Below are 21,604 nucleotides of genomic sequence, written 5' to 3'. Positions count from 1 at the left end.
ACGATAGAGTGTATGAAAGTCAGTCTGCCACAACTTCTCGCAAAACTTGAACCTATAGAAATAGAACAGTTTCTAGATGGGGACGTTGAAAACTCAGTTTTACAATATGCTGATGCGATAAATTACAGTGCAACTTCCCTAGATATTTCAAGCACAAAAATAGAACACTCTCAATTTACCACAGCGCAGTTTGAGCGCTGCAATGCGCGTGATTTTATGGTAACCAAAACGGATCTCTCGGCTGCAAACCTTTCTAATGGTACGTTTAATCGCACTGAGTTTACCGATTGCCGCATGTCTGGTTTGGACTTTAGTCGAACCTCTTTACATGACGTTATTTTTCGTGGCTGTAAACTTGATATGGCTAATCTGAGATTTTCAGATCTTCGGCGGGTACGATTCATAGACTGTACATTACAGGAGACGGACTTTTTAAACGCACGACTCGTGGATGTGACGTTTGAGGCAAGTACGCTTGAAAAGACAATATTTGAGCGAGCGAGTTGCAAGAAGGTAGATTTTAGAACGTCGGAGCTGATCGAAATAATAGGGTGGAAATACCTAAAAGATGCGACGATTGACGCTGTACAGTTGGCCAGGATTGCGCCCTATTTGGCACGCGAACTAGGCATCACGGTCTCCTAACAGATACAACTCCCCTCTCCCCTGCCCTTGCGGTTTGAAAAAATAACAACAGCATTGGAACGATCGCTTAAAATGCAGGAGTGGTATAATAAAGGTATCCGCGTGATACTCACTGATCTTCTATGGTTAAGCGTCCCTCACGATTGGTCATTCATCGTCTTCGGGTTTTTGCTAAGAAACGGGCAAAAGGACGGGCGAACAATCTGATAAAGCGTTTCTCTAATAAAACTTTTAGAGGATTTGATGATGAATGACGAAACTTTTTTAAACGAACGTGTACAAGTACTAACGAGCTTTGGGGATGGACTAAAGCTATGTATGCCGCTACGGTTTAGGCGGCCGAATGGTCGGGAAATAGAGGTGACGGAGCTTGGCCTCAGACATCCGTCAAACAAGGGAACGCGGACGGTTCATATTTTTGACGTGACAGACGGTGGCGCTGACTATCGTTTAGAATTTGATGCTGAGCGGTTGACATGGCACTTGACGATGGAGGCTGACCATTATGAATAATGGGTCGTACAATATTGAGCGTCCGCTCATCATGCACATTGACTTGAATTCTTGTTTTGCAACCGTTGAGCAACAAGCTCGACCACGACTCCGAGGCCGCCCTATCGCCGTGGTTAACCGTCGCACGGAAAATACGTCTATCGTGACGGCCAGTTATGAGGCTAAGGCACTAGGTGTTAGCGTGGGTATGCGTGTAAAAGAGGCGCGCGTACTTTGTCCTGATTTGATAGCGCTTGAGAGTGATCCGCCAAAGTACCGGTTTGTGTACCACAAGTTGTTGGCTATCATGAAAGATTACTCGGCACATGTGACTATGAAAAGCATCGATGAAGGGGTGATCGATTTTCATAAAACAACCGAGGTGATCCGTGGGCGAGAATTAGTGGATATTGGCTACGAAATGAAAGACAGATTACGTAATGAGATAGGTAAGGCGATGCGCTGTAATGTGGGAATAGCACCCAACCGATTTTTAGCAAAAACCGCCGCCGGTCTGCATAAGCCTGATGGGTTGGATGTAATTGATCACTTAAATTTGCGCTCGACGCTCTCAACACTAAAACTAACCGATCTGACAGGTATCGCTAAGCACAACGAACATCGATTAAACGCTGTTGGGATCTACACTCCCCTTCAGTTCCTGGACGCTGATGCATATAGTTTGCGAACGATGGTTTTTAAAAGTATTTTAGGTGAGCAGTGGCACCAGCGTCTACGTGGCTACGAAGTAGATGATGTCATGCATGATCTCAAAACGGTTGGTCGTCAATATGTGCTAGAGAAAAAACATATGCCACATCAGCAGGTGCTACAGCGACTTCATAATCTGTGTGAGTCAGTTGGCCGAAAACTCCGTTCGCAAAATAAGCATGCTCGCGGTGTATTGGTGTATGCAAAAACAGAGGAGCGTGGCTATTGGCATGCGCGTCATATGTGCGATCTACCGTTTTTTAGTGATGCGGCAATTTATGCGCAGGCTCGCATGCTATTTTTGCAGGTACCTGGTGGTTGTTATGAAATTGGTGTAAGTTGTTATGAATTGAGCGATAGCGATGAAGACGACCAGTTGAGCTTATTTGGTGATCAGCTGGCTAGGGAACAATATGTCACCGAGGCGATTGACGCTATTAATTCACGGTTTGGTGATCGAACAATCCACGTTGCTAATACGCTAGGTACGAGTAGAGAAGTAAAACAAAAGATTCCGTTTGGGAGCACGCGTTATCTATAAAAGTCTGTTACAATTTTAATCATAAGCATTATGAAAAAAGTACGTGGCTTTACGATTGTTGAACTTCTCATTGTCATTGTAGTGATAGCTATTTTGGCAACCATCGTTATTGTGTCCTATAATGGAGCGCAAAATAAGGCCCAACAGGCTAAGATCCAGGCCGACCTTACGAATGTCCGTCAGCTCGTCGAAAATTACTTTGCACAACATGGTAGTTATCCGTTTACGGCGTCTAACTTAAACCCTGACTGGGGAACTACAACAGCTAGGACAGATGCTAACTGTAGTATTGGAACGCATACGTCCGATTGGGTACCTGGGCTTGGTGTATCACTTCCGCAAAGTACGCCATCAACCGGTGTGGGCCATTACCCCGGTTGTTATATTTACGCAAGCGATGGCACAAGTTATATTATTTCTGCTTGGAATATGCTGACCCAGCCACAGAATACTGTATCGTATCGACGCTTAGGCTTTCGTGAAATGGATCCGTCGCATACCTATGCAATTTTCTATTTATGCAATTTTAACGGTACAATCGGAGGTACGGGCTCGGGGACATACGATATTGCCCAAGATTACTACAAACACTCCATTACCCTCTCCAATATTACAAGCAGCGGTAGTGGCCTGACGTGTAATGAAACGCCGCCATCAGGCGCGTAAGATCGTATATACTATAGAATATGAGTAAACGACTAATCCTATTGTTTGCGACTGTCTTTAGTTTTTTGGGTGGCTACCTACCTATCTTGTTTGGTGACGGTAATTTGCTGGATATTTGGGGAATCCTTGGTGGCACTATCGGTGGCATCTTTGGCATTTGGCTGGGCGTGTGCGTTTCAAAACGGTGGGGCTAGTGGCACGTGCGTTACCTTCTAGCAATTAGTGGTGGTATAGACTCGGTCGTGCTATTGGATATGCTCGTGGCAGATGGTGGTCACGAATTACTAGTAGCACATTTTGACCACGGTATTCGGGATGATTCAGCTGCGGACGCACGGTTTGTTGAACAACTGGCTAAAAAATACGGTTTGTCATTTGTAACTAAGCGGGAAGAACTGGGAAAAAAGGCGAGTGAAGAGCTGGCGCGTGATCGGCGCTATGTCTTCCTACGCGGAGAAGCTAAAAAGCACCAAGCTCAACTTGTAACGGCGCATCATGCTGACGACATTATAGAAACAATCGCTATCAATATACTCCGCGGAACGGGTTGGCGAGGACTTGCTGTATTAGACGCACCGGATATTACACGACCACTACTACAACTTACCAAGCAGGATATTCGCACATACGCTCGTATAAAACGACTCGAATGGGTAGAGGACAGTACTAATAGTGAAACACAGTACTTGCGTAACCGTGTTCGTCGGGCTATCACTTCCCTACTGCCTCTGGAAAACAAGCAAGGATTGCTTGATCTTTGGCGCAGCCAGCTTGTTATAAAAAATGCTATCGAGCGAGAAGCGAACGTATTAGCTCGGGGCACTGAGCATTCTCGCTATTTTTTCACTCAGATCGATCCACCAGTTGCGACCGAACTACTGAAGATAATTATTGCAAGTGAGGGTGTATCAGCAACTCGGCCGCAATTAGAGCATACACTCCTTGCTATTAAGGTAGCCCGGCCGGGCAGCTCACAAGATATCTCGGAAGGGTCTGTTATAACTTTCACGCAGCGTTCTTTTGTTGTTAAAACCTCTTGAGGAATGCTATTATAAAAAGAGTGGGATTTTCTTATAAGCACCGAACCTAGGAAGGATTAATTGATTTTTTATGCCAAAGCCACAATCGCCTAAGAATAAGATGAGTAACATGATTCGCTTGAGTCTTTTTTGGGCCATCTTAGTATTTGTAATACTAGTCGTCGTCGCACTCGTATCGCCACATGGCGATCTAAAAACCGTGCCGATTTCACAGGTTATACAAGAGGCAAACAACGGACAAATTAAGCGTATCGAGATTCAGGGTAATGACATTAAAGTTACGCCGAGTGATCAAACTCAGCCAACAGAGAAGTCTGTCAAAGAAGGCGGTAGTAGTCTCTATGAGCAGGGACTGCAGCACAATAAGACTGAGGTTGACGTTACCCAGCCATCTGATGTTGGCAATACTATCTGGAACCTCGCGATTATTATCGTGCCTACCCTTCTAATTGCTGGCTTCTTTATGTTTATGATGCGCCAGGCACAAGGTCAAAACAACCAAGCCATGGGCTTTGGTAAGTCTAAGGCTAAACTGTATGGCATCGACAAAGAGAAAGTGGTCTTTGATGATATTGCAGGTAACGACTCTGCTAAACAGGATCTTGAGGAAGTTGTAGATTTCTTGAAACATCCAAAGAAGTATGAGAGTCTTGGAGCTAAGATCCCTAAGGGTGTATTGCTTGTTGGTAATCCAGGTACTGGTAAAACAATGCTTGCTCGCGCTGTCGCAGGCGAGGCTAACGTACCATTCTTTTCTATCTCTGGTTCAGAGTTTGTAGAAATGTTTGTTGGTGTGGGTGCATCTCGTGTACGTGATTTGTTTGCAAAGGCTAAAAAGAACTCACCGGCTATCATCTTTATTGATGAGATTGATGCAGTTGGTCGCCGCCGTGGGTCTGGTATGGGTGGCGGACACGATGAACGCGAACAAACGCTCAACCAAATTTTGGTTGAAATGGATGGTTTCGAAACTGGTACGAATGTTATCGTGCTAGCGGCAACTAACCGCGCAGACGTACTCGATCCAGCACTACTTCGTCCGGGTCGGTTTGACCGCCGAACGAACATTATGTTGCCAGAACGACGCGATCGTGAGTCGATCCTTAAGGTTCACTTTAAAAACAAGCCTGTGGACGAATCGGTAAATATCGGGGCACTTGCCGCTAAAACTGCCGGTTCATCTGGTGCGGACCTTGCCAATATGGTGAACGAGGCTGCAATTATTGCCGCACGTCGCAACGCTAAAAAAATTAGCAACGCAGATTTAACTGAAGCATTCGAAAAAATTGCAATTGGTCCAGAGCGTAAGACCAAGATCATGAACGAAGAAGAGAAGAAAATGACCGCATACCACGAAGCTGGGCACGCTATTGTTGGTCATGTGCTTCCAGATAGTGATCCTGTTCACAAGGTAACGATCATCCCTCGTGGCGGTACTGGTGGTGTGACATGGTTCTTGCCGCCTGAAGACCGAAACTACACAAATGTCTACGAATTTAAAGACATCCTTGCTCGCGCTATGGGTGGTCGTGTGGCTGAAAAGCTCCTTTACGGTCCAGACGGCATTACCACTGGTGCTGGCTCGGATCTTCGCAAGGCAACTGAAATTGCGCGCGACATGGTAATTGAACAGGGTATGGGAAGTAAGCTGCGTGACCAAGTCTTCCACGAAGATAACGGGGGCATGGTCTTTGACCGGATTACCCACGAGCGCCCGTACAGCGACGATACTGCTAAAGAGATCGACAAGGAAGTTGAGGCACTCATTAAAGAGGCGGCTAAGCGTGCTGAGGCAGTTATCTCACACAACCGTGAAGGTCTGGATAAACTTGCAAAAGCGCTGCTTGAAGATGAGACCATCGAAGAATCTCAAGTTAAGCAAATCCTTAAAGATACAACCTTACCAACGGAGGCTAAGCTTCACTAAGCTTTAGGCAAGAAACCCTATGGGACGAGTACGAAGCGTCGTTGCTAAAGCTAACATGCGATTATCGATCCGGCACGCAGCAGCGCTGCTCGCCGGTTCGATGCTTCTTTCGAGCCTTTTAGGATTTTTCCGCGACCGCTTACTAAATGGTTACTACCTAAAAACATATCCGGTTGGAATTGATGCCTATACTGTGGCATTTACTATACCGGATTTTATGTTTGTTATCTTAGTGTCTGGTGCACTAAGTGTGACATTCATCCCTGTGTTTAATCAGCGTCTAGCAACGGGTAATAAGAGATCGGCATGGGAACTGTCTACAAGTTTGGTAAACTTCATGGCAATCCTCACATTGATTGCCAGTATTCTTATCATTATTTTTGCTGATCAATTAGTACACTATGTTGTTGGCCCTGGTTTGGATGAATCTGGCCGCAGCCTTGCGGTTAGTATGATGCGTGTAATCGCTGTTAACCCGTTCTTATTTGCGGTAGCAACAGTTATTGCTAGTATGCAACAGGCGGTGGGGCGCTTTACATTTTACGCACTTGCGCCGACTATTTATAACGTCGGCATTATTATTGGTACCGTTTTTTTTACAGGAGGTATCAATATTTTTGGATGGCAAGTGTTTGATGGAGGAATTATGGGTGTGGCACTTGGTGTCGTGCTGGGCTCTATTATGCAACTTGTGGTGAGCTCCGTCGGATTGATGGGACTCGGTTTTGATTATCAGTTTAAAATTTATTGGAAAAATAAAGGCTTTAGGCAGGTATTACATTTATTGCCACCACGATCACTCGATCAGGGAGCGGACTACTTGAATGGTTTAGTAGAAATGAACCTGGCATCGCGCATGATCGCGGGAACAGTTCGAGCCTACCAGCAGGCTACCACATTACACTTGGCTCCAATCAACCTTATTGGCGTTGCTATTAGCACGGCGGCATTTCCTAAAATGACCGAGCGATTAAGTCAGGGACGTCCGGATCTTTTTAAGTCGGAGCTACAATCGGTTCTTCGCGTTATTATTTGGCTTGCATTGCCTGTCGCCACAATTACATTCTTCACTCGAGGTTATATCGTAAGTTTTATTTTTAACGGCGGTGATTCATTAATTGCTGGTCTACTTGGTACGCTTGTCGTAGCTATTTTATTCCGGTCGATTTACTATATTGCCGCCCGTAGTTTTTATGCGCAGCAAGATACGAAAACACCGCTTTATATATCTATTTTTGCTATTGCCCTCAATATTTTTCTCGCAATCTGGTTTACGATGAAACTTCATATGGGAGCGTACGGCCTTGCCTGGGCGCAGTCGATAGTAGCCTTTGTAGAAGTTATGATTTTATTTAATGTTATGTCACGACGTATTGGTGGTTTATTTGATATTCCGTTTATGAAGGCAATTTGGCGGATGGCTGGTGCAACGCTCTTTATGGGAGTTATAAGCTATATCGCCGTGCTGTTCTTTCAATTTGGTGCTAATGACCAGAGCTTTCTTTCGACGTTCCCTAAGTTCGTTACGATCGTTGTTATTAGTTTGGCTACGTACTTCTTGGCAAGTAAAGTGCTAAGACTGGCTGAAGTTGATCCAATTTTAGGTCGTCTGAAAAAGCTGCTGTTTGGGCGCGCTTCGGTGAACTGATATAATTACCCCTAGAACATGAATCAGTCTAATATTCGAAACTTTTGTATCATTGCTCATATCGACCACGGTAAGTCGACACTTGCTGATCGTATGCTCGAGATGACAGGTACTGTTCAGCATCGTGATATGAAATCACAGTTGCTCGATACTATGGATCTTGAACGCGAGAAGGGGATTACTATCAAACTTGCCCCGGTTCGCATGCAGTATAAGAGTCACGACCTTAACCTTATCGACACACCGGGACATGTTGATTTTAGCTACGAGGTTTCGCGTAGTTTGGCGGCCTGTGAAGGGGCGATCCTGGTTGTAGATGCAAGTCAGGGAATCCAGGCGCAAACACTCGCAAACGTTTACCTGGCTATTGCTGCCGATCTTACAATTATCCCGGTGCTTAATAAGATTGATCTTCCAGCTTCCGATGTTCCACGCGTTTCTGCTGAAGTTATGAATCTGCTTGGGTGTCGTGAGGAGGACATTCTCAAGATTAGTGCCAAGACCGGCGAAGGTGTCATGGATGTACTTGATGCCGTTATTGAACGTATGGCGCCACCACAGGGTGATCCAGAAAAACCAACGCGTGCGCTTATCTTTGATAGCTACTATGACGACTATCGCGGAGTCATTCTGTATATACGCGTTGTCGACGGCGCTATTAAAAAAGGCGACACGATTGAAATGCTTGCGACAGGTGCTAATGGTTTAGCGCTAGAAGTGGGTGCATTAAGCCCAACCATGAGTTCACGAGTTGATATTAGCACGGGGGAAATTGGCTATATTGTGACCAACCTTAAGACTACGCGTGATGCAAAAGTAGGTGATACGGTAACGGTTCGCCGAGCTCGTTCTGAACAGGCCTTACCGGGATATAAAAATGTGAAACCGTTCGTGTATGCAGGATTTTTCCCAGTTTCAAACGAGAACTACGATGATCTTAAGGAAGCGGTAGAAAAACTCTCGATGAGTGATTCGGCACTTCAATTCGAGCCGGAAAACTCACCCGTACTTGGCTATGGCGTACGAATCGGTTTCTTGGGCTTGCTCCACATGGACATCATTCGTGAACGCCTTGAACGCGAATATGATCTTGACCTTGTGGTTACAAATCCCTCAACTGATTACCAGGTACGCCTAAGTAGTGGTGAAGAAATTGACATTAAGTCGGCAAGTGAAATGCCAGATGCTAGTAAGGTGGCGGAGATTCGTGAGCCATGGGTTGACGGAGAAATTGTTGTACCACAAGAATACATTGGGGCGGTTATTCAACTAATCGTTTCTAAGCGTGGTCAACAAAAGAATCTGAGCTATATCGATGAGCGTGCTCTCATTGCCTTTGAAGCCCCACTTGCTAACTTACTGACTGATTTCTACGATCAATTGAAATCAGTCACTAGCGGATTTGGTAGTTTTAATTACGAACTATCTGGTTACAAAACAGAAGACCTTGTGAAAGTAGATTTTTACGTGTCGGGCGAGATCATAGACGCATTAAGTCTTATGATGCATCGCTCGGAGGCACAACGTGTTGGTCGAGAAGTGGTAGATAAACTTAAAGAGGTGATTCCACGCCAAAACTTTCAGGTTAGTTTACAGGCGGCAATCGGTGGTAAGTTTATCGCTCGTGCCGATCTTTCTGCGTATCGCAAAGATGTGACTGGCTATCTATATGGTGGTGATGTCTCACGTAAGAAAAAGCTGCTCGCTAAGCAAGCAAAAGGCAAAAAGCGCATGAAGCGCTTTGGTAAAGTGGATATCCCATCTGAAGCCTTTACGGTTTTACTTAAAAAGTCGTAGTTTAGTTTTCTGAACCGAGTGTCGCTTTGAGAAAGAGCCGTGCGAGGATATTTTCGATTACTTCGTGTTTTTCGGCGTCACTATTCACCTCAATTAAAAGACCTTTTTGACGGTACACCTCGATAACAGGTAAGGTTTTGGTGTTGAACTCTTCGATTCTCGTGGCGAGAATATGACGAGCGTCATCAGCACGTCCGGCACGATCGCCTTTTTCCTGGGATTTCTCATAACGCCTATATACGACTTCGTCACTTAAATGTAGGTAGATTACTGCTTTAATAGAGTGATTACTTGCCTCTGTAGCGCGCAAAATTCCTTCTTCTTCACCAATCCAACGGCCAACCGAGCTAAGAATGAGTGGTCTGTTTTGAAATTCTGACTTACTAAGGTATGGAGTAACGATCTCTAGATATTTATCTGGAGGAAAAAGGAGACCCGCATCGAGGTCTTTCTTGAGTTCTGGAGGAATAACGCTATTGCGTAAAATATCTCCCCCTCCGAGGAGTGGAGCATCGAATAAATGCGAAAGGGTCGCACCATGTGTGTCCTTTCCAGCAAAGGGCAGGCCAAAGATGTTTATAGAACCGGATTCAAGCCATTGCTTGATGGTAGAGAGCGGTTTTTGAGCGAGCAAGATGTCTTCCATGGGCACAGTATACGGTATGCACCTCTGTGATGCAACTCTGGCACTCGTATTAAAAGAGTGCTAGAATATGGATATGACCGACCGTCAGATCGCTATTCTTGCCGCTATTATTGAACAGTACGCCGAAATTGCGGCGCCTGTTGGCAGCGTAATATTGGCCAAATTGTTTGGTGTCTCTAGCGCGACTATTCGCAGCGAAATGGCTCGACTCGAGGAGATGGAGCTTATTATGCAACCACACACTAGTGCTGGTCGTATTCCAACTGATAAGGGCTATCGATTGTACGTCAACAGTATTACCGAGGCTCAGGAGACGGATACTCCTGGTTTCGATCGTGGTGCGAGAGCGATTGAAGCGCGAGTCTCCAATAATGATTCAAGCGCGCGAGCAATTAGAAGTGCGGTTGATAGCCTGGTCGACTTGACGCAAAACCTCGGCTTAGCTACCATTGGCGATCAACTCTATATGAGCGGTATTGGTAATCTGTTTAGTCAGCCCGAGTTTATGCAGAGCAATCACACGCAAGCAGTAGCACGTCTACTTGATAATCTCGAGCCGTGGCTACGAGAGGCGGCGCCAAACGAACCGCTCAATGTATACATTGGGGCTGAGAATCCTATTGGTAAGAGTAGCGGAGCCAGCCTTATCATCAGTCGATTTCGCTCGCCGTACTCTGACCATAGTTATATCGGTGTACTTGGGCCAACGCGTCAAAGTTACGGTCGGGTAATGCGCCTCGTTCGTCACGCGGGTGCTATGCTAGAAGAAGTTTTGTAGTTTAAGGAGAGAAACGTGCCAGCAAAAGGTAAAAAAACAGACGAATATGAACAGCAAATTGCTGAACTAACCGCCGATTTACAGCGTACACGTGCTGATTTTGAAAATTATCGCAAACGCGTAGAGGCTGAGAAGATTGGTGCACGCGAGGCTGGACAGGCAGGGGCTATTTTAAAGCTTCTTCCTGTCATTGATAATATTGAACGTGCCGCATTTCATATCCCTGATGATCTAAAAGACAATAAATGGGCACAAGGTGTCGCTGGCCTTACTAAAAATCTTGAGAAATCTCTAGAGGCACTTAATCTCAAGCGCATTGACGCAACTGCTGGCACTGAGTTTGATCCCGAGCTTCACGAAGCTATTCAATTCGATGAGACAGCCGAAGGGGAAAAAGAAGTAATCGAGGCAGAACTTCAAGCTGGCTATTTACTTAACGGTATTCCAGTTCGTCATGCTATGGTAAAAGTAACACGTCAATAAACTAAGCGAGGAAAATATATGTCTGCAGATCACGAAATGATGAATCACTCTACTAGTTACTATAGCGGCAAAGTTGACTTTATATCGAAAGGTGGCCCTCTACGTTCGGTAGAGTCGGAAAGTAATGTGGCGGCTGTTGGAACAGAGTATGATCTTGGGACTGTCGGTAGATTGAGTATCCCTCCTGAAGATACCCCTATCTGGCATGAATGGTTACAAGGAGACAAGCATTTAACGCGATCGCTTGGTGGCAAGGCTCTCGAGGCTCTGAGCTAATACGACGATAACTTAATTAGCACTCTTGACATGAGAGTGCTAATTTATTTACAATGAATATATTGGCAATCTACAATGTGGAGTGCTAAAATAAATCCAGATATACAGATTGATTTCTAACAAAAGGAGAGTATTAATACTATGGGTAAAATCATCGGAATCGACCTTGGTACAACCAACAGCGCTTTCGCTTACATGGTGGCTGGCAAGCCTGAAGTCATTGCTAACGCTGAAGGTAACCGTACGACGCCAAGTGTTGTTGCCATCAACAAGAACGGCGAACGTCTAGTCGGCCAGGTTGCACAGCGCCAGCGTGTGACAAATGCTAAGAATACCATTTATGGTGTAAAGCGTCTCATTGGCCGCAAATGGTCTGATACTGAAATTCAGAAAGACCTCGACATAATGCCATACGAGATCATTAAAAAAGGCGATGGTGTTGCCGTAAAACTTGGTGATAAAGAATACACGCCAGAAGAAGTTAGCGCGATGATTCTTTCAAAGATCAAAGCAGATGCCGAGGCATTTCTTGGTGAAAAGGTATCAGAAGCGGTCATCACCGTTCCTGCCTACTTTGATGATTCACAGCGCCAGGCAACTAAAGATGCTGGTAAAATTGCCGGCCTTGAAGTTAAGCGTATCATTAACGAACCTACTGCAGCTGCGCTTGCTTACGGTCTTGAAAGTAAAAAAGACGAAAAGATCGTTGTCTTCGACCTTGGTGGTGGTACGTTCGATGTGTCAGTTCTTGAACTAGGTGATGGTGTATTCGAGGTTCGCTCAACCAACGGCGATACTCACCTTGGTGGTGAAGACTTCGACAACCGCATCGTTAACCACTTTATTGATGTATTTAAAAACCAAGAGGGCATTGATCTTAAGGGTGACAAAGCTGCAATGCAGCGTCTTAAGGACGAAGCTGAAAAAGCTAAGAAGGAACTTTCAAGCACGACCGAAACTGACATTAACCTGCCGTTTATTACTGCCGATGCTGAAGGTCCAAAGCACTTTGAATACAAATTAACCCGTTCTAAGCTCGAAGACCTCGTAGGTGATCTTATTACTCGTCTAGCCGATCCTGTCGAAAAGGCGCTAAAAGATGCAAACCTTAAGGCGAGTGAGATTGATGAGATCGTTCTTGTTGGTGGTATGACCCGTATGCCAGCTGTCGTCGAGAAAGTAAAGACTATCTTTAACAAAGAGCCACTAAAGGGCGTTAATCCAGACGAGGTTGTTGCCGTCGGTGCTGCCATTCAGGGTGGTGTGCTCCAAGGTGACGTGAAGGATGTACTGCTGCTCGATGTAACGCCACTATCTCTTGGTATCGAAACAATGGGCGGTGTTGCAACTAAGCTTATTGAGCGCAATACAACCGTTCCAACTTCAAAGAGTGAGACATTCTCGACAGCAAGCGACAACCAGCCACAAGTAGAGATTCATGTTGTGCAAGGTGAGCGTGAAATGGCTGCCGACAACAAGAGTCTTGGCAAATTTGTGCTTGATGGTATCGCACCAGCACCTCGTGGCGTTCCACAGATTGAAGTCACCTTTAGCCTCGATGCCAACGGTATTCTCCATGTAACCGCTAAGGATAAGGGGACTGGTAAGGAAAACTCAGTAACTATCCAGGATAGTGGCAATATGAGCAAAGAAGACATCGAAAAGGCTCAAAAAGAAGCTGAGGTGCACGCTGAAGATGATAAGAAAAAGCGCGAAGTTATTGATGCTCGCAATACGCTCGAAAACACTATTTATCAAGCGGATAAAATGCCTGACGAGTACAAGGATAAAATCTCTGAGGATGACGTAAAACTCATTAAGGATGCAGCTGACGAAGCTAAAAAGCACAAAGACTCAGATGATAAAGAAGAGCTTGAAAAAGCAGCTAAGGAATTGATGGAGAAACTTCAAACGGTTGGCGCTAAGCTTTACGAAGCTGCCGCTAAAGAAGAAAAACCAGCAGAAGATGACAAAAAGGGCGACGAACCTGTAGAAGGCGAAGTCGTTGACGAAGAGAAAAAATAATCTCTCTCGTAGCCTTGCTAAAAGCCCCGCATAATGTGGGGCTTTTAGATTACAATAAAGAGATATGAAAGCTCGTACACATGACATTGCCGCAGCCACCTCACTTTTGGCGGTTATTGTAGTTTTACCAGAACTCCCGACTATTACACTTGCCACGGCTGTTATAGCGATACTAGCGAATCAAATAGGTGGTATTATTCCAGATATAGATCAGCCAACAGCACCGTTCTGGCGTAATCTTCCTATAGGAGGGGTTATTGGCAAAATCATCGGCAAAATGCTTGGTGGCCATCGATTCTTAACACACTCATTACTGGGATTGGTACTTGTCGGTCTTCTCTCACGTCTGCTTCTGAATTTTCTGCAGCCTCTCTTGCCGAGCATGCAAGTTACGTACGTGTGGTGGGCGCTTATGATCGGTATGCTGTCGCATCTGATTATGGATACTATCACCAAAGAGGGTGTTCCATGGCTACTACCTATCCCCGTAAAGTTTGGGTTTCCACCAATTAAACAACTTCGTGTGACCACGGGAAAATGGACAGAAACACTGATTGTTATTCCTGTACTTCTTATTATCGCTAGCGTACTTGTGAGTACACATTACGCACAGCTTCTTTCTTTTTTACATAATCACATCATATATTAGCTATCTCTTCACATTTACACTTTGTGGAGGTATAGTTAGAGATAATTATGCCTATGCTTATTGAAACAGATGCCTATACGATGGTTGATAACGATATGGTTATCGGCGAGGGTGACACGCGGTACGTTTTGCGGGTTCGCGACCTGCCATTAGCGGACAAGCCCCGAGAGAAGCTGCTAAGCGCGGGTCCGAGTAATCTTACGCATGCTGAGCTAATTGCTGTACTGCTCGGCGTCGGCACTCGTAAAGAAGAAGTTATGAGCATGGCACATCGTGTTGTGCGTGAGTACGGCGAACAGGCAATTGTAAACGAAAGAAATCCGCAACGGTTAGCCGAGACGCTTGATATCCCAATTACAAAAGCATGTCAGATTGTGGCTAGTTTTGAACTTGGTCGTCGTGCCTATCAACAAAAAGGTGGAAAGCCAGTCTATATCCGTACGGCAGAGCAGGCATTCGAACATCTTAAGAGTATGGGGCACCTTCAAAAAGAGCAACTAAGAGGCCTGTATCTTAATAGTCGCTTCCAAGTTATCCATGAGGAGATTATTTCTATTGGTAGCTTGACGGCAAACATCGTACATCCGCGTGAGGTATTCCAGCCGGCTATCGAATATGGTGCGGTGGCTGTTATCGTAGCGCATAATCATCCATCAGGATCATTAGAGGCGACAGAAGATGATAGACGTGCAACTGCCCAATTAAAAGATGCCGGTCAAGTGCTTGGCATCGATTTGCTTGATCATCTGATTATTGCCGGTGACACATTTATAAGCTGTAAGGAGAAAGAATAGTATGGATACATCTACTTATCAAATATCTAATTTTATTGGTCGTATAAGCAATTGGCGCTCGCCTCGCTTCGTCCGTGATCAAGAGATTAGTCGCCGTGAAGCACTCGAACTAGATGCTGAAGTCGTCTCAGGTGATTATTTTGTAACTGTCGCTACCAAGTTGGATGATATTAGTCGTGACACCGAAAGCTACGAGTTAAAGATTAAACTCGAGGATATCGTATCCGACCTGATATATCTCCAGGATAATTTCCGGATCATCAAAAACGAACAATCGGAGCAATAGATGGATATAGCAAAAGAGCTTGCCAAAATTTTTAAGGGAGAAATCGACACCTCAGAAGAGACTCGTGAGTTTTACAGTCACGACGCAAGTTTATTTGAACTGAAACCTCAGGTCGTTGTGTTTCCGCAGGCTACTGAGGACATAAAAGCAGCTGTTTCTTTTGTTATGCAACACAAATCAATCATGCCGGATCTTAGTATTACGCCCCGTTCCCGGGGCACGGACATGTCTGGTGGTGCCATCGGCGAATCAATTGTTTTAGATGTGAGTAGACACATGAATCAACTCTATGAGGTTGATGAAAAGTCAGCACACTTTCAACCAGGGCTTATGTATAAGGATTTTGAAGTGGAAACCCTAAAACATGGTAGTCTTCTACCATGTTACCCAGCGAGTCGTGATCTTGCCTCAGTGGGTGGAATGGTCAATAACAACTCGGGTGGTGAAAAGTCGCTCGAATATGGTAAAACCGATAATTTTGTAACTGAAATGAAAGTCGTGCTAAGTGATGGCAATGAGTATACGCTCAAGCCGCTTACGCGAGCTGAGTTGAACGCCAAAATGGAGCAGGATGATTTTGAGGGTAACCTCTACCGTCAGACATTCGACCTACTCGATTCTCACTATGACGAAATTCAGGCTGCTGCACCTCACGTTACGAAAGATTCAACCGGCTATCATTTGTGGAATGTCTGGAAGCGTGAGACTGGTATTTTCGATCTAACCAAGTTGTTTATTGGAGGCCAAGGAACGCTCGGTATTACTACCGAGGCAAAAGTCAGACTAGTGCCGCATTCACCGCACTCTGGTACGCTTGTTTGCTATATGCACACACTCGATAATCTTGGCGATGTCATTCCGGCTGTTCTTGCGCGTAAGCCTGCAACCTTCGAAAGCTTTGATGACAATACATTATGGCTTAGCTTCAGATTCTTTTTCTTGTTTATCGCTAAGTTGGGCCTGTGGACGTGGATTAAAACAGCGTTGCAACTACTGCCAGATGGTCTTATGATCGCTCGTGGCATACCAAAGCTTATTTTGCTGATTGAGTTTACTGGCGCTACGCCAGAAGAAGTCAAAAAGAAAATTCACGAAGCTAAGCTTGATCTTAAGAGATTTGGATTTACCTACATGGAGGAAGACAGCACAGAGGCTAAGTCACGAAAATTCTGGCTTATGCGCCGCGAAAGCTTTAACCTACTGCGTAAAAAGGTTAAAGATAAGCATACTGCACCGTTTATTGATGACTTCGTCGTACCGCCCAATCGCCTAACCGAATTTTTGCCGCAACTTCGCGCTATCATTAAAAAATATAACCTATTTGCGACCATTGCTGGTCATATGGGTGATGGTAACTTTCATGTTATTCCACTCATGAAAATCGAAGACCCTAAAGAGCGTGCTAAGTTCGAGCCAGCCATGAAAGAAGTAAATACACTAGTTATATCGTATGGAGGTTCTGTTTCTGGTGAGCATGGAGATGGTTTGATTCGTGGTCCATGGCTTGAGCAGATGTACAGCCCGAATGTGCTTGGATATATGCGAGAGATTAAACACCTTTACGACCCGCAGGATATCTTTAATCCACACAAAAAGACGGACGCAACTTGGGATTTTAGCTTTAGTCACATTCGCGAACATTTTTAGCATCTAAAAGGGAAAACCCCGCACATGAAGTGCGGGGGTGCCCCGACTAGCTCACGCCGTATTTCAGGCGGCGATGCAGGTGGGGCAGGTGTTGTGCGCCCGGGGGATCTCCAGGTGGCACGAGATGCAGATGACACCCATGCGAGCGGTCTTGGGCTTGCCAATCTTGGTTCCTGTCAGTGCAGGCCTTCCCAGATCGGAGAGCTCAGTCTCGCAGAACAGCGTGTGTAGTGGCGTATCGAGGCCGTACGCGAGAGTCCTGGCGGTCTCGAAGTTGATCTTGAAGACACGCCCACCGCGTTCGATGCTGCCGATAGTGCCAGGTGCTACGCCGCTCAGGACGGCCACGTCGCTGATCGACAGGTCAAGCTCCAGGCGGCGCAACTTAATCTTGTGCATGTACAGTTCTCTCCCTAGAGAAGACGGTAACAACTTATGGATTATAACATAAACAATATTATATGTCAAATTGTCTTAGCACTCTAGACATCCAAGTGCTAGTTTTGTATCATAATATAAGATGAATAAACGAGATTACTACGAAGTTTTGGGTGTGTCTAAGAGCGCCAGCGCCGATGAAATAAAAAAGGCGTTTCGTAAGCTTGCCGTTAAATATCACCCAGATAAAGAGGGTGGCGACGAAGTTAAGTTTAAAGAGGCGAATGAGGCCTATGAGGTGCTAAAAGACCAGCAAAAGCGTCAGCGTTACGACCAGTTTGGTCATGCTGGAGTGGGCGGTAATCCTGGCGGTGGCGGGGGTTATACCGGTAGTAATCCATTTGAAGGTTTTGGTGGTCAAAATGTCCACTTTGACTTTGGTGACGGTGGTCTTGGTGACATCTTTGGTCAATTCTTTGGCGGTGGTGCTCAGCGAGACACAGGCCCTAAACGCGGCCGCGATGTAGAGACGACAATAGCACTTTCGTTCGAGAACGCCGTGTTTGGTGTTGAAGAAGAAATAACACTCGATATGGATGACGAATGCGAACATTGCCATGGCACAACAGTAGAACCTGGTCATAGTATGAAAACTTGTCCGGTCTGTAAGGGTGCGGGTCAGCAAACACGCGTTATGAATACTGTTTTTGGTCCTATTCAGCAGGCGGCTACATGTGAGAACTGTAGGGGTACGGGTAAAGTCCCTGAAAAAGTTTGTAGTGTCTGTAAGGGCAAGGGGACGCAGCGCCGTAAGCAAACTATTACGCTTAAGGTTCCCGCTGGAATCGACGACGGCTCAACAATTCGCCTCAAGGAACGTGGAGAGGCTATAGGGGGCGGTTCGCGGGGTGATTTGTATGTACATATTCGCGTAAAAGCACACAAGAAGTTTACGCGCGAAGGCGATATTATCCTTAGCGAAGAGCATGTTTCTATGGTAGATGCCGCTCTTGGTACCGAAATGGATGTTGAAACGGTCGACGGAACGGTCAGGATGAAAATTCCGTCTGGTACCCAAAGTGGAACCGATTTTAAACTCTCTAATCATGGTGTTCCGCATATGCGCGCTAACTCTCGCGGTGCGCATATTGTTAGTGTTATCGTAGACATTCCAACAAAGTTGAACAAAAAGCAGAAAGCCCTCCTCGAGGAATTTAAGAGCGGTAAAAAGGCTGGATTTTTCTAAACGTATCTCTACAATAGAGCGTATAGTGAAACCAATCATCAGACGAGCGGTTAAAGAAGATATAGATGGAATATACCGTCTGTCATGTAAGGTTCACCAGATCTCGTATACAGATCTTATTCCCGAGCAAGAACGTAAGATTTTTCTCCAATATTTTGCAATGTCGAAGTCGGCTCGCCAGCGGCGTTTCGATTTTTTCTTACCCAAGTTAGATGATCCTGCATGGTATATCTGGGTTGCTGTAGCAAATGGGTTGATAGTTGGCTACACCAAAGAGGTCCGTGCCGACGACCGTACGATTCGCAAAAGGGGACTCTTCGTTGATCCTGATTATCAGGGTAGGGGAATCGGTAAGGCTTTGTTTAAAGAGTCGCTAAGTGTCGCAAAACCAGGCGATACACTCTATCTTTCGGTCGTAGAGAATAACTTTAGAGCTCAGACTCTCTACAGAAAGTATGGTTTTAAAAAGACAGGTTATACCAAAAATGACTTCTATGGGGCAAAAATGATAACGATGGAGCTTACGGTTGGTTGACTTTTTATCTATAAAATGGTAAAATTTAGGTAATGGAAATGACAATCGAGCAGAAAGAACCGCAAACAACATTGTCGGAGCGCTACAAGGCGTTGCTTGAGCTCGAGCCGAAGCTTATTACCAACTTTGTACCCCAAGACGCTAAGGAGCAAAAGGCTGCATTTTTGGCAGGTGAAGTTCGAAACCCCGATCATACATATGACAAACTTGATGCGATTGATTTTACCGAGCGAACTGCAGAGATAGCGGCTGTAGGAAATTCTATCCTCGCTGCGAGGGATCTTAATCCTAAATTTACTGTCGCCTATGATCAGTTTATCGAGGGCTACAAAGCCCGAACTCGTTTAATGGAGCTTGCCGATGAGCTAAACAATACAGAGGATGAAGCCGAAAAATTGCATCTTCGCTCAGAGTATATGCAGCTTAATATTGAACTCTATGGTACGCCGGATGAAGCTACTTACCGTTCGCTGCTACAAGAGAAACTCGCCGCCATTAGCCAGAAAAATCTGATAGGTGAAGCTGCGACACTTCGTGACGAGCTCTTCTCATTGACGGGCTTTTCGGAGGGCGGTGAAATACCAGAACGTTTTCACCCTTCACAGGAAACTATCGAATGGGTTCAAGGAATTGTCGAAGGTTTATATGGTGGCATGCTAGCCCATGTTCCTGAAGGAAAAGAAACGTTTTCTGTTAAAGAGACTCAAGCGATTTTCCAAGAGATTATTCGTGACGAATTTGGCGAAGCAGCGGAGGACTGGAAGGTAGATGTTGAGTCTGCAAAGTCAATTAATGTTAAGTCGACTGAAAAGCGAATCGTTATTCCGGACGATCGCGGTGAGCTTAGCCAAGACCAGTTGCGCGGACTAGTTGTTCATGAACTTGGTGTACATATGTTACGCGCTGTTATGGGTGAAGAAACAGATCTTGAACCTCTTGCTAACGGTCTTAGCGACTACTATGACGCTGAAGAGGGTCTAGGAGTTGTTATGGAGCAAGCTCTTAAAGGGAAATTCTCCGAGGCGGGTATTGATCATTACATTACAGCTGGTCTTGCGTATCATGACAATAAAGATTTTCGAGATACGTTTGAGATTAAATGGCGTCTCGCTGCTCTCGGTTCTCTAAAGGGTGATGATTTAACGGGCACAGCTCGCGACAAAGCACAAGACAGCGCGTACGGTGGTACGATGCGTATGTTCCGAGGTACAGATGAGCTCCCTTGGTTTAAGGACCTCGCATACTACAATGGTGCTGTGAACACCTGGCGCTATCTCGAAGAAATTAGAGGCGACGACCTTCGTTTTACCTTTGTCCTCCTTGGTAAAAACGACCCATCATCAAAAGCACACGAACGAATCGTGTACGAAACCTCGTCAAAATAAAGGAGGATCTATGACAGTCCAAGACGACCAATTTGCCTCTTTTAAGCTGCTCAACAAAGCGTTACAAGCTAAAGGCTATCGCATGAGCGAAATGTCCCACAATCCCCTGGTAGTATCCTATGAGAGTCCAACGAAAAAGCGTTGGACAACCAAAGCCTCCTTTATTACGTACCCCTTCAACTCTAAATATGTACAAGATGTATCTGTAAATAAGCAAGAGACATATGATTTTGCTGTTGCGTATGAGTTTCCTACGCCTTATTCAAAGCTGGTTAGGACTGAACCAAGTGATAGTATATCGGAAGCCTTATTGGCTGAGTTCGGTACGGTGATTGTAAAGCCATCAAATTCGTCGTTGAGTCGTGGTTTGACGCTTAATATCACCACATTGGAAACGCTTAAAGAAGCGATTAAAAAAGCACAGCAAGTTTCGGATACGATTTTAGTACAGCAGCAAGTCGAGGGTGAGGAATTACGCTTTCTTGTGATGAACGGTAAGGTCGAGGCAGTATTACTGCGCCAAACTGCCAGGGTTGTTGGTGACGGTATCTCAACAATCGCCAAACTTATTGGAGAGGAAAACGAGTCCCGCCTTCAGATCAAACTGGAGCGTATTACGTATCCATCTCTTTCGGAGGAAATTGTTGACGAGGCCTTGTTGACAAGCGAGCGCATCCCAATAAGAGGAGAAATTGTAGAGCTTAACCGCTCTACAATGGTTCGCGGCGGTGCATCAATCTACAATGTGTTCCCTGAAGTGCATAAAACATATATCAAAAAAGTTGAGACACTAGTGCAACAGCTCGGAGCAGGGTTTATTGTGGCCGATGTCTTCTGTAAAGATTACACGCAGCCGGCAAACGACCAAAATTACTGGCTAATAGAATTTAATACTGCGCCGGTACTTAAATTGTGCTATGCTTGTCGCGATGGCCGGCAATTCGACGTGGTTTCACGTCTGGCTGACCAAATTGATCTATTTCTTCAACAGGGGTAGATAGTTGACTAT

At 45.3% G+C, this 21,604-nt stretch carries 23 protein-coding genes; 21 read left to right on the top strand and 2 right to left on the bottom strand.

Annotated features, from left to right (window positions below; genetic code table 11):
• Positions 1-12: 12 nt before the first annotated feature.
• The 9 genes from VLG36_04335 to lepA all read left to right on the top strand — a co-directional run bounded on the left by VLG36_04335 (position 13) and on the right by lepA (position 9,467).
• Positions 13-645 carry a pentapeptide repeat-containing protein gene (locus VLG36_04335; GenBank protein HSW78001.1) on the top strand — a complete coding sequence of 211 codons (633 nt, stop codon included), beginning with the start codon at positions 13-15 and terminating at the stop codon, positions 643-645.
• Between the two features lie 246 nt (positions 646-891).
• A complete protein-coding gene (locus VLG36_04330; protein ID HSW78000.1) occupies positions 892-1,158 on the top strand; it encodes a hypothetical protein in 267 nt (88 codons plus the stop codon).
• Positions 1,151-2,389, top strand: a complete 1,239-nt coding sequence (locus VLG36_04325) for a hypothetical protein (protein ID HSW77999.1) — start codon at positions 1,151-1,153, stop codon at positions 2,387-2,389. The genes VLG36_04330 and VLG36_04325 overlap by 8 nt, the downstream gene beginning before the upstream one ends.
• Before the next feature lie 30 nt (positions 2,390-2,419).
• Positions 2,420-3,055, top strand: coding sequence for a type II secretion system protein (locus VLG36_04320; GenBank protein HSW77998.1), 636 nt, complete (start codon positions 2,420-2,422; stop codon positions 3,053-3,055).
• Positions 3,056-3,075: 20 nt separating this feature from the next.
• Positions 3,076-3,249 carry a hypothetical protein gene (locus VLG36_04315; protein ID HSW77997.1) on the top strand — a complete coding sequence of 58 codons (174 nt, stop codon included), beginning with the start codon at positions 3,076-3,078 and terminating at the stop codon, positions 3,247-3,249.
• A 6-nt stretch (positions 3,250-3,255) separates the two neighbouring features.
• Positions 3,256-4,095 carry a tRNA lysidine(34) synthetase TilS gene (gene tilS, locus VLG36_04310; GenBank protein HSW77996.1) on the top strand — a complete coding sequence of 280 codons (840 nt, stop codon included), beginning with the start codon at positions 3,256-3,258 and terminating at the stop codon, positions 4,093-4,095.
• A 70-nt stretch (positions 4,096-4,165) separates the two neighbouring features.
• On the top strand, positions 4,166-6,022 hold the full coding sequence (gene ftsH, locus VLG36_04305; protein HSW77995.1) for an ATP-dependent zinc metalloprotease FtsH: 1,857 nt from the start codon (positions 4,166-4,168) through the stop codon (positions 6,020-6,022).
• A 19-nt stretch (positions 6,023-6,041) separates the two neighbouring features.
• Entirely contained in the window at positions 6,042-7,670 is a 1,629-nt protein-coding gene (gene murJ, locus VLG36_04300) for a murein biosynthesis integral membrane protein MurJ (protein ID HSW77994.1), read from the top strand.
• 18 nt (positions 7,671-7,688) lie between these two features.
• Entirely contained in the window at positions 7,689-9,467 is a 1,779-nt protein-coding gene (gene lepA, locus VLG36_04295) for a translation elongation factor 4 (GenBank protein ID HSW77993.1), read from the top strand.
• Between the two features lies 1 nt (position 9,468).
• On the opposite strand, the gene VLG36_04290 is transcribed toward lepA, so the two are convergent.
• Positions 9,469-10,113 carry a nucleoside monophosphate kinase gene (locus VLG36_04290; protein ID HSW77992.1) on the bottom strand — a complete coding sequence of 215 codons (645 nt, stop codon included), beginning with the start codon at positions 10,111-10,113 and terminating at the stop codon, positions 9,469-9,471.
• Positions 10,114-10,186: 73 nt separating this feature from the next.
• Here VLG36_04290 and VLG36_04285 point away from each other — a divergent pair, with 73 nt between their 5' ends.
• The 8 genes from VLG36_04285 (at position 10,187) to VLG36_04250 (ending at position 17,051) form a co-directional block, all read left to right on the top strand.
• A complete protein-coding gene (locus VLG36_04285) occupies positions 10,187-10,891 on the top strand; it encodes a hypothetical protein (GenBank protein HSW77991.1) in 705 nt (234 codons plus the stop codon).
• Between the two features lie 15 nt (positions 10,892-10,906).
• On the top strand, positions 10,907-11,374 hold the full coding sequence (locus VLG36_04280) for a nucleotide exchange factor GrpE (protein ID HSW77990.1): 468 nt from the start codon (positions 10,907-10,909) through the stop codon (positions 11,372-11,374).
• A gap of 18 nt (positions 11,375-11,392) precedes the next feature.
• Positions 11,393-11,650, top strand: a complete 258-nt coding sequence (locus VLG36_04275) for a hypothetical protein (protein HSW77989.1) — start codon at positions 11,393-11,395, stop codon at positions 11,648-11,650.
• Positions 11,651-11,791: 141 nt separating this feature from the next.
• A complete protein-coding gene (dnaK, locus tag VLG36_04270) occupies positions 11,792-13,675 on the top strand; it encodes a molecular chaperone DnaK (protein ID HSW77988.1) in 1,884 nt (627 codons plus the stop codon).
• A gap of 64 nt (positions 13,676-13,739) precedes the next feature.
• Positions 13,740-14,324 carry a metal-dependent hydrolase gene (locus VLG36_04265; GenBank protein ID HSW77987.1) on the top strand — a complete coding sequence of 195 codons (585 nt, stop codon included), beginning with the start codon at positions 13,740-13,742 and terminating at the stop codon, positions 14,322-14,324.
• A gap of 47 nt (positions 14,325-14,371) precedes the next feature.
• Positions 14,372-15,118: a DNA repair protein RadC gene (gene radC, locus VLG36_04260; GenBank protein HSW77986.1), complete on the top strand. Its 747-nt coding sequence runs from the start codon at positions 14,372-14,374 to the stop codon at positions 15,116-15,118.
• A 1-nt stretch (position 15,119) separates the two neighbouring features.
• Complete coding sequence (locus VLG36_04255; GenBank protein HSW77985.1) at positions 15,120-15,404, top strand: hypothetical protein; 285 nt, start codon at positions 15,120-15,122, stop codon at positions 15,402-15,404.
• Complete coding sequence (locus tag VLG36_04250) at positions 15,405-17,051, top strand: FAD-binding oxidoreductase (GenBank protein ID HSW77984.1); 1,647 nt, start codon at positions 15,405-15,407, stop codon at positions 17,049-17,051.
• Positions 17,052-17,114: 63 nt separating this feature from the next.
• Here VLG36_04250 and VLG36_04245 read toward each other — a convergent pair whose 3' ends face one another.
• Positions 17,115-17,450, bottom strand: a complete 336-nt coding sequence (locus VLG36_04245) for a helix-turn-helix transcriptional regulator (protein ID HSW77983.1) — start codon at positions 17,448-17,450, stop codon at positions 17,115-17,117.
• 121 nt (positions 17,451-17,571) lie between these two features.
• Here VLG36_04245 and dnaJ point away from each other — a divergent pair, with 121 nt between their 5' ends.
• From dnaJ to VLG36_04225, 4 genes are read left to right on the top strand one after another with little or no spacing between them, the layout of a single operon-like run.
• A complete protein-coding gene (gene dnaJ / locus VLG36_04240; protein HSW77982.1) occupies positions 17,572-18,675 on the top strand; it encodes a molecular chaperone DnaJ in 1,104 nt (367 codons plus the stop codon).
• A gap of 25 nt (positions 18,676-18,700) precedes the next feature.
• Positions 18,701-19,210: a GNAT family N-acetyltransferase gene (locus tag VLG36_04235; GenBank protein ID HSW77981.1), complete on the top strand. Its 510-nt coding sequence runs from the start codon at positions 18,701-18,703 to the stop codon at positions 19,208-19,210.
• A 32-nt stretch (positions 19,211-19,242) separates the two neighbouring features.
• On the top strand, positions 19,243-20,595 hold the full coding sequence (locus tag VLG36_04230; protein ID HSW77980.1) for a tyrosine/phenylalanine carboxypeptidase domain-containing protein: 1,353 nt from the start codon (positions 19,243-19,245) through the stop codon (positions 20,593-20,595).
• A 10-nt stretch (positions 20,596-20,605) separates the two neighbouring features.
• Positions 20,606-21,592: a hypothetical protein gene (locus VLG36_04225; GenBank protein ID HSW77979.1), complete on the top strand. Its 987-nt coding sequence runs from the start codon at positions 20,606-20,608 to the stop codon at positions 21,590-21,592.
• Positions 21,593-21,604: the final 12 nt, after the last annotated feature.

This window comes from Candidatus Chromulinivoraceae bacterium (assembly GCA_035478595.1).
Lineage (GTDB): Bacteria > Patescibacteriota > Saccharimonadia > Saccharimonadales > Saccharimonadaceae > CAMLKC01.
Note: the sequence above shows the minus strand (reverse complement) of the source record. Positions and strands in the feature narration are given on the sequence as shown.